This window comes from Streptomyces sparsogenes subsp. cuspidosporus (assembly GCF_039532705.1).
GTDB classification, from domain to species: Bacteria; Actinomycetota; Actinomycetes; order Streptomycetales; family Streptomycetaceae; genus Streptomyces; species Streptomyces sparsogenes.
In genome coordinates this window covers 214214-220740 of sequence record NZ_BAAASD010000011.1, presented here as the reverse complement: position 1 = coordinate 220740, position 6527 = coordinate 214214, and the positions used below count along the sequence as shown (strand labels likewise).

Annotated in this window: 7 protein-coding genes and 1 pseudogene; 3 read left to right on the top strand and 5 right to left on the bottom strand. The window is 73.7% G+C overall.

Annotated features, from left to right (window positions below):
- Both ABFY07_RS16535 and ABFY07_RS16530 read right to left on the bottom strand, forming a co-directional pair.
- Positions 1–254, bottom strand: a pseudogene (locus tag ABFY07_RS16535) (hypothetical protein); the annotation flags it as partial.
- Between the two features lie 162 nt (positions 255–416).
- Positions 417–701 (bottom strand): TetR/AcrR family transcriptional regulator C-terminal domain-containing protein, encoded by a 285-nt coding sequence (locus ABFY07_RS16530; protein ID WP_346175231.1) that lies wholly within the window; start codon positions 699–701, stop codon positions 417–419.
- A 259-nt stretch (positions 702–960) separates the two neighbouring features.
- Here ABFY07_RS16530 and ABFY07_RS16525 point away from each other — a divergent pair, with 259 nt between their 5' ends.
- Complete coding sequence (locus ABFY07_RS16525) at positions 961–1473, top strand: SRPBCC family protein (protein WP_428836939.1); 513 nt, start codon at positions 961–963, stop codon at positions 1471–1473.
- A 177-nt stretch (positions 1474–1650) separates the two neighbouring features.
- Here ABFY07_RS16525 and ABFY07_RS16520 read toward each other — a convergent pair whose 3' ends face one another.
- Positions 1651–2349 (bottom strand): FadR/GntR family transcriptional regulator, encoded by a 699-nt coding sequence (locus ABFY07_RS16520; protein ID WP_346175230.1) that lies wholly within the window; start codon positions 2347–2349, stop codon positions 1651–1653.
- Between the two features lie 254 nt (positions 2350–2603).
- Here ABFY07_RS16520 and leuA point away from each other — a divergent pair, with 254 nt between their 5' ends.
- Entirely contained in the window at positions 2604–4391 is a 1788-nt protein-coding gene (gene leuA, locus ABFY07_RS16515) for a 2-isopropylmalate synthase (protein ID WP_346175229.1), read from the top strand.
- Positions 4392–4436: 45 nt separating this feature from the next.
- On the opposite strand, the gene ABFY07_RS16510 is transcribed toward leuA, so the two are convergent.
- Together ABFY07_RS16510 and ABFY07_RS16505 are read right to left on the bottom strand one after the other, a co-directional pair.
- On the bottom strand, positions 4437–5069 hold the full coding sequence (locus ABFY07_RS16510) for a TIGR03085 family metal-binding protein (RefSeq protein WP_346175228.1): 633 nt from the start codon (positions 5067–5069) through the stop codon (positions 4437–4439).
- A gap of 55 nt (positions 5070–5124) precedes the next feature.
- Positions 5125–6081, bottom strand: a complete 957-nt coding sequence (locus tag ABFY07_RS16505) for a hypothetical protein (protein WP_346175227.1) — start codon at positions 6079–6081, stop codon at positions 5125–5127.
- Between the two features lie 71 nt (positions 6082–6152).
- On the opposite strand from ABFY07_RS16505, the gene hisI reads away from it, so the two are divergent.
- Positions 6153–6518 (top strand): phosphoribosyl-AMP cyclohydrolase, encoded by a 366-nt coding sequence (gene hisI / locus ABFY07_RS16500; RefSeq protein ID WP_065958518.1) that lies wholly within the window; start codon positions 6153–6155, stop codon positions 6516–6518.
- Positions 6519–6527: the final 9 nt, after the last annotated feature.

The following is a 6527-nucleotide window of genomic DNA, read 5'->3' as shown; positions in this document are numbered from 1 at the left end:
GGCGCCCCGGGCGGGGGCGGGGGCCCCGGGCCCCCGGGGCCCCCCCCGCCGCCGGGCGGCTGCTGCGGATAGGAGGGCAGCCCGCCCGGCCCGGCCTGCGGTCCGGCGGGCGGGGCGGTGGGTGGACCGGGCGGCGCGGCGGCGGGCGCGGGCGGCGGCGCCCAGGGCCTCGGCGGCACCGACGGCTGCCCGCCCCCACCCTCCCGTTGCGGTCCGCCCTGCCCGGGCACCTGGCCGTTGCCGTCGTTCGTCACCGTTCCGACCCCCGATCCTCGCCGGGCCGCGCCCTGCGGCCCGCATGAACAACAGACGACGATCGACGCCGTGTCGTTGCAGGAGGGACGAAGCTTACGCGCGGGATCTGCCCGCCGGCCGGGCACCCGGGTACCGGTAACTCCCCCGCGAGCGCCCGGGACTCAGATCCCCAGCCGCGCCGCGATGCCGTCGAGCAGGGCGTCGAGCCCGGTCTCGAACTGCCAGTCCGCGTCGTCCTTGCGGGTCGCCTCGTTGATGTAGCGCCGGTAGGTCGGGTAGCGGCCGGTGTTCATCAGCCATGTCATGCGCGGGGCCAGGGCGACGCGTGTCTCGTCCGCGCTGGCCCAGCCCTGCTCCTTCATCAGCTCCGCGAGGCCGATCTCACGGTCCACGGCGCCCTTCACATAGGGCGCCGCCACCGGCACCGTCACCCTGCTGCGCACCATCGGCGGCTCCCTCGGCGTCGCCGCCCTCGGAGCCGTGCACATCGGCCGGATGACGGCCGAACTCGCCGACCGGCGGACTGCACGGCGTCCTCATCGGCGCGGCCGTCCTGGCCGTGGCCGCCTTCGCGCTGGCCTGGTGCGTCGGCCGGGAACGGAGATCTGCCGAGCGCGTCCGTCCGCCTTCGGGTACACGTCTGTCTTCGGGTACACATGAAGCGCAACTGTCGCGACAGCGTGGTACCAGCACAGAGGAGGCGTGTTGACGGTGGGGGAAGCGGACGAGCCCGTAGCGGTGTCCCGGCGGATCGAGGCCCCGGCGGGTGAACTCTTCCGGATCCTGGCCGATCCCAGGCGCCATCTGGACATGGATGGTTCCGGCATGTTGCGGGGAGCGGCCTCCGAGGGGGTGATCTCGGGCGTCGGCGACGTGTTCGTCATGAAGATGCACTACGCGCGGCTGGGCGACTACGAGATGAACAACCACGTCGTGGAGTACGAGCAGGACCGGCGCATCGGGTGGGAGCCGAGGCCCGGGCGTGGCTATCCGGACGCGTCCTCGGCCGAGGGCCGGCTGGGGCATCGGTGGATATTCGAACTGGTCCCCGACGGGGCCGGAGCCACGGTCGTGACGGAGATCTTCGACGCCTCCCGACTGCCGGAGGGCAGGCGCGCCGAGCTGCGCCAGGCTCGTGCCGTGTGGATCACCAACATGACGAAGACACTGGAGCGGCTCGACGAGCTGTGCGGCGAGCGGTCGGGCGGAGCGGGGTGACGGCGGTTCACGGCTGAGGCCCACGACGCGACGGCAAGGAGATCGAGCGGTCGCTCGACGGCTGAAAGGGCCCCGCGCCACGGCTGAAAGCGCCCCGCACGACGGTTGAAAGGGCCCTGTGCCATGGCTGAAAGCGCCCCGCGCCACGGCTGAACGGCCGTCGGCGCGGGGCGCCGCTCAGTCGGGCCGGCCGTCGCGCAGCAGCGCCAGGGTCTGCTCCAACTCGGCCCGCAGCACATCGCCCGCCGCCTCCGCGTCGCCCCGCTCGACGGCCCGGACCAGGGCGGTGTGGGCCTCCTCGCCGTGGTCCGGTGCGCCGGCGCGCAGGGCGAGCAGGTCCACCAGGTCGATCAGGCCTTGCCGCAGCCGGGGGGTGAACTCGGCGAACAGGTCGGTGAGCACCGGATTGTGCGCGGCGGCGACCACCGCAGCGTGCAGCGCGATGTCGGCGTCGACGAAGGAGGCGTCGTCGCCCGCGGCGGCGGCCTTCCGGGCTTCCAGGGCGGCGCCCAGGGTGGTGAGGTCGGCGTCGGTGCGGCGGCGCGCGGCGAGCTGGGCGGCCTGGACCTCGATCAGCATGCGCACCTCGAAAACGTCCGTGACGGCCGCGCGGCGGAGCCGGGCGGGCCAGTCCTCGGCGGGTTCGGTGGCGATGACGAAGACGCCGGAGCCCTGGCGGGCCCGCACCAGCCCGGCGCCGGCCAGGACGCGCACGGCCTCGCGCACGGTGGAGCGGCCCACGCCGAGGGTCTTGGCCAGGGTGGTCTCGCCGGGGAGCCGGGTGCCGACCGGCCAGTGGCCCCCGGTGATCTCCTCGCGCAGCCGCGCGGCCGCCTGTTCGACCAGGGGAGTGGGGCGGAGGGTGCCCAGCGGCATCCGGTTCACCTTTCGGGGTGCGGTCGTCGTCTCGACGTCTTCTTCTCCTGTGCGGAGGCTCCCAGTTTCCCAGAGAGTCCCCGCTCCCCAGGTTGTCAGCTTGTCTGAGGAGCTGACATGTGGCTAACCTGTCCCGCATGACGCTGCGCGGGCTTCTCCTCGGCTGCCGCGGCGGGGCCTGATCCGACCGGCACCCCGCCGCGGGTGCCGTGCGTGCCGGTCGCCCTCCGACCGAGCGAAGGAAAACCGGCCCCATGGCTGTTCAGCACGACGAGCCCACCCAGCACCAAGAGTCCGACCGGCACGACGACATCCCCTCCTGGAACCCGCAGCGGCCCGGCCCCATGCCGTACCACCGCTACCGGTCCGTGTACGACCGGGTCGCGGTGCCGCTGACCGACCGCGCCTGGCCGGCCCGGCGGATCGAACGGGCGCCGCTGTGGGTGCCGGTCGACCTGCGCGACGGCAACCAGGCCCTGGCCGAGCCGATGGACACCACGCGCAAGCGCCGGATGTTCGACCTCCTGGTCGCGATGGGCTTCAAGGAGATCGAGATCGGCTATCCCTCGGCGAGCCGGACCGACTTCGACTTCGTACGGCACCTGGCCGTGAGCGACGCCGTCCCCGCCGATGTGACCGTGGTGGTCTTCACCCCGGCCCGTCGCGACCTGATCGAGCGGACCTTCGCGGCCATCGAGGGCCTGCCCCGCTCGGTGGTGCATCTGTACACCGCCACCGCCCCCGTCTGGCGCGAGGTGGTGCTCGGCCGCGGCCGCGCCGAGGTGCACGAGATGATCCGGGACGCCGCCGGGCACCTGGCCAGGCTCGCCGAAGCCCGCCCGGAGGACATCCGGTTCCAGTTCTCCCCGGAGGTCTTCAACCTCACCGAGCCCGACTTCGTGCTGGAGGTCTGCAACGGCCTCACCGCGCTGTGGGACGCCTGCCCCGAGCGGCCAGTGATCCACAACCTGCCCGCCACCGTCGAGTGCGCCACCCCCAACGTGTACGCCGACCAGATCGAGTACATGCACCGCCACCTGGAGCGGCGCGCCGACGTCATCCTCTCCGTGCACCCGCACAACGACCGCGGCACCGGGGTCGCCTGCGCGGAGCTGGCCGTCCTGGCGGGCGCCCAGCGCGTCGAGGGCTGTCTGTTCGGCAACGGCGAGCGCACGGGCAACGTGGACCTGGTCACCCTCGCGCTCAACCTCTACGCCCAGGGCGTGGACCCGATGCTCGACTTCTCCGACATCGACGCGATCCGCGACACCGTCGAACACTGCAACCGGCTGCCGGTCCACCCCCGCCACCCCTACGGCGGCGAACTGGTCTACACCGCCTTCTCCGGCACCCACCAGGACGCCATCAGCAAGGGGCTGGCCCACCACGCCCGGCGGGCCGCCGAGTCCGGCGTGCCGGAGGGCCGGGCGCCGTGGGCGGTGCCGTACCTGCCCATCGACCCCGCCGACGTGGGACGCAGCTACGAGGCGGTCATCCGCGTCAACAGCCAGTCCGGCAAGGGCGGCATCGGCCATCTGCTCCAGGCCCACTACGGCCTCGACCTGCCCAAACGGCTCCGCGCCGACTTCTCCCGGACCGTCCAGGCCGCCACCGACGACAGCGGCCGGGAGGCCACGGCCAAGGACCTGTGGGAGCTGTTCCGGGCCTCCTACCTCGCCCCCGGCCACGACGGGCCGATCACCCTCGCCTCCTGGACCACCGAGGAGACCGCCCCCGGCCTGCACCGCTTCGTCTGCGAGCTGCGCACGGGGGAGGGCGGTACGGGGGACGGCGAGCGCCGGTACGAGGGCACGGGCAACGGGCCGCTGTCCGCCTTCGCCGACGCCCTGGCCGGGGCCGGGATCGCCGTGGACATCCTCCACTACGCCGAGCACGCGACCGCCGCCGGACCCGGCAGCCCCGCCGTGGCCTACGTCGAATGCCGCGTCGCCGGCACGACCCGGTGGGGGGCCGGTCAGGACACCTCCGTGCTCACCGCCTCGGTGTACGCCGTCCTGGCCGCGGTGAACCGCGCGCTGTGACCGGCGAGGCGTGAGGAAGGGGCGACGAGAGGGGCGGGGCGCTCGCTAGACGCCGAGCTTGGCGGTGTGCAGCGCCGCCACCGCCTCCTTGTCGCCCTCCAGCTCGACCCGGGCGGCGTCCTGACGGCCGAACAGGAAGACCGCCAGCTCGCCCGGCTCCGCGGTGACCGTGACCACCGGGGTGCCCCGGTGCGCCACCGCCGTACGGCCGTCCGGGCGCCGCAGCACCAGGCCGACCGGGGACTTGCGGCCGAACACCTTGGCGATCCGCTCGATCCGGGACCACAGCGCGTCGGCGAGGACCGGGTCGAGCTCGCGCGGTTCCCAGTCCGGCTGGGCCCGGCGGACGTCCTCGGTGTGGACGTAGAACTCGATGGTGTTGGCCGCCTCGTCCACCTGCTTCAGGGAGAACGGGGACATCCGCGGCGGGCCCTCGCGGAAGAGCCGGACCAGCTCCGCGTACGGCTTCGCGGCGAACTCGGCCTGCACCCGGTCCAGCCGCCCGGACAGCGGCTTGATCACCAGGCCGGCGGCCGCGTCGGCGCGGCGCTCGCGCACCACCAGATGGGCGGCCAGGTCATGGGTGGTCCAGCCCTCGCACAGCGTCGGGGCCTCGGGTCCGGAGGTCTCCAACAGGTCGGCCAGCAGCAGGCGTTCGCGCCTCGCGTGAGTGGACATACGGCCCACCCTAAGGCCGCCGTCCGGCCCTCGCCACGGCGCCGCGCGGCACCCGTCACTCCGGGAGCGGCTTGGTCAGCTTCTTGCCGTTCAGGCTCCCGCTGAGCGTCAGGGCACAGGAGACCTGGTCCTGGCCCTGGATCCGGTAGGTGCCGAGGGCCGGGTAGAGCGCGTAGTAGTAATACATCCGGCCGTCGTTCGGTATGGACTTCAGGCGCTCCTTGGCGTCCGTCTCGCACAGCGTGAGCGCCTTGTCCTGGATCGCCTTCTCGGTGGCGAAGTCCCCGGTCAGGGTCTCGTTGGCGATGACCTCACCGTCGTGCGGACCGTCGCACCCCCGCTTCTCGACCTTCGTCACGCTGCTGTCCAGCGCGGGGTGGTCGAAGCACTGGCCGGGCTTGAGCACCACGTACGGCACCAGGTCGCCCGGGTCCGCGGACTCGGAGGCCGAGGGGGTGGAACCGCCGTCGGGGACGTCACTGCCGCCGCCCAGCGGCGCGCCCTTCCCGGGGTCCGCCGAGCCGGACGGATCGGCGGAGCCGGAGGAGGAGGGCGAGGGGGACGCCGACTCGGAGGCCGAGGCCGACGGGGAGCCCGACGACTTCGGGTCGGCCGACGCCTCGGTCTTGCCGCCGTCGTCCCGCGTGCCGAGCACGATCCCGCCGATGACCAGCGCGCCGGCCACCACCGAGGCCACGGCGATCGCCGCGACCCTGGCCCCGCCCCGGCCGGGGCCCGGCGGGGGCAGAGGCGGCAGAGCGCCGGGGGGAAGCGCGCCAGGAGGAAGCGCACCGGGCGGGAGCGCGCCAGTGGGCGGGCCGAAGCCGCCCGACGGCGGCAGCGGGGCTTGCGGCGCGGGCGGGCCGGGCTGTGCGGGCGGGCCGAACCCCTGCTCCGGGGGAGGGCCGAACCCCTGCTGCGGGGGCGGTCCGAAACCCTGCTCCGGCGGTGGCCCGAACCCCCCGCCGTTTCCGGGCCGGTTGGGATCGTGCGGCGACGGCGGAAACGTCATGCCCGAAGCATGCCCCATCCCACCGACATACCGGCCATCGGGCCGGGCGGTCGCGAGTGCAGAATGGTCGCATGACCGGCTCCGACCGCCCCTCCTCCCTCGACCCGGCCCTCGCCGCCCGCCTCAAGCGGAACGCCGACGGTCTCCTCCCCGCCATCGCCCAGCAGTACGACACCGGCGAGGTGCTGATGCTCGGCTGGATGGACGACGAGGCGCTGCACCGCACCCTCACCACCGGCCGCTGCACCTACTGGAGCCGCAGCCGCCGGGAGTACTGGGTCAAGGGCGACACCTCCGGGCACATCCAGCTGGTGAAGTCCGTCGCCCTCGACTGCGACGCCGACACCATCCTGGTCAAGGTCGACCAGGTCGGCGCGGCCTGCCACACCGGCGACCGCACCTGCTTCGATTCCGACGTCCTGCCGCTCGGCCAGTAGGCTCGCCGG

What these genes read in the sequence shown, in the direction of transcription:
- ABFY07_RS16530 (WP_346175231.1), bottom strand. Translation starts at nt 701, where the DNA reads ATGGTGCGCAGCAGGGTGACGGTGCCGGTGGCGGCGCCCTATGTGAAG.
- ABFY07_RS16520 (WP_346175230.1), bottom strand. Translation starts at nt 2,349, where the DNA reads ATGCCGCTGGGCACCCTCCGCCCCACTCCCCTGGTCGAACAGGCGGCC.
- leuA (WP_346175229.1), top strand. Translation starts at nt 2,604, where the DNA reads ATGGCTGTTCAGCACGACGAGCCCACCCAGCACCAAGAGTCCGACCGG.
- ABFY07_RS16510 (WP_346175228.1), bottom strand. Translation starts at nt 5,069, where the DNA reads ATGTCCACTCACGCGAGGCGCGAACGCCTGCTGCTGGCCGACCTGTTG.
- ABFY07_RS16505 (WP_346175227.1), bottom strand. Translation starts at nt 6,081, where the DNA reads ATGACGTTTCCGCCGTCGCCGCACGATCCCAACCGGCCCGGAAACGGC.
- hisI (WP_065958518.1), top strand. Translation starts at nt 6,153, where the DNA reads ATGACCGGCTCCGACCGCCCCTCCTCCCTCGACCCGGCCCTCGCCGCC.